Source organism: Clostridium sp. AM46-21, from assembly GCF_003480025.1.
Taxonomy (GTDB): Bacteria; Bacillota; Clostridia; order Lachnospirales; family Lachnospiraceae; genus Coprococcus; species Coprococcus ammoniilyticus.
Genome location: NZ_QUIB01000032.1, coordinates 1 through 710, shown reverse-complemented (window position 1 = coordinate 710; position 710 = coordinate 1). Strand labels below are relative to the sequence as shown.

Annotated in this window: 2 tRNA genes and 1 rRNA gene; all 3 read left to right on the top strand. The window is 45.8% G+C overall.

Going from position 1 to position 710, the window contains the following annotated elements:
• Nucleotides 1-104, top strand: a 5S ribosomal RNA gene (gene rrf / locus DW959_RS14030); the annotation flags it as partial.
• A gap of 56 nt (nucleotides 105-160) precedes the next feature.
• Nucleotides 161-234 (top strand) — tRNA-Ile (locus DW959_RS14025).
• 4 nt (nucleotides 235-238) lie between these two features.
• Nucleotides 239-311, top strand: a tRNA-Ala gene (locus tag DW959_RS14020).
• The last annotated feature ends 399 nt before the right edge of the window (nucleotides 312-710 follow it).

The window sequence follows — 710 nt, the reverse complement described above, 5'->3', positions numbered from 1 at the left end:
GCTTATGGGAAACACCCGTACCCATCCCGAACACGACGGTTAAGACGTAAGCGGCCGATGGTACTGCACTGGAGACGGTGTGGGAGAGTAGGTGGCTGCCAGCTCCAAGTTTGATCAGAAATGGTCAAAGTGCTTATCAAGTGTAAGCAGAAAAAGAGATGGGCTTATAGCTCAGCTGGTTAGAGCGCACGCCTGATAAGCGTGAGGTCGATGGTTCGAGTCCATTTAAGCCCACTCTGGGGGTATAGCTCAGTTGGGAGAGCACCTGCCTTGCAAGCAGGGGGTCACGAGTTCGAATCTCGTTATCTCCACGAAAACATAGGACGAGCGTCCGGTGTTTGGAAAGCGGTTCACGAAGAACTTGTTCTTCGGTGAAACGATTGACAAACAGGAGGACATTCGTAGAATGTCCGTGATGAAGTAAGCGAAGCTTACGAATCCCGGAAGCGAAAATAAAGCCTTATGTTTCAATGTGTACCTTGAGAATTTCATACAGAAAGAAATAGAGATATTATTAATAAGCCATTAATAATTAACAAGACATCAAATAATCCAAGAAACGTTTCAAGAGATTGAAACAAAACGCGAATCAAGTTATCGAAAGATAGCAACGGACCACAGCATATCAAGCTACGTATGCTGTAAGGTTAAGTTAGAAAGAGCGCAGGGTGGATGCCTTGGCACTGAGAGCCGAAGAAAGACGTGATAAG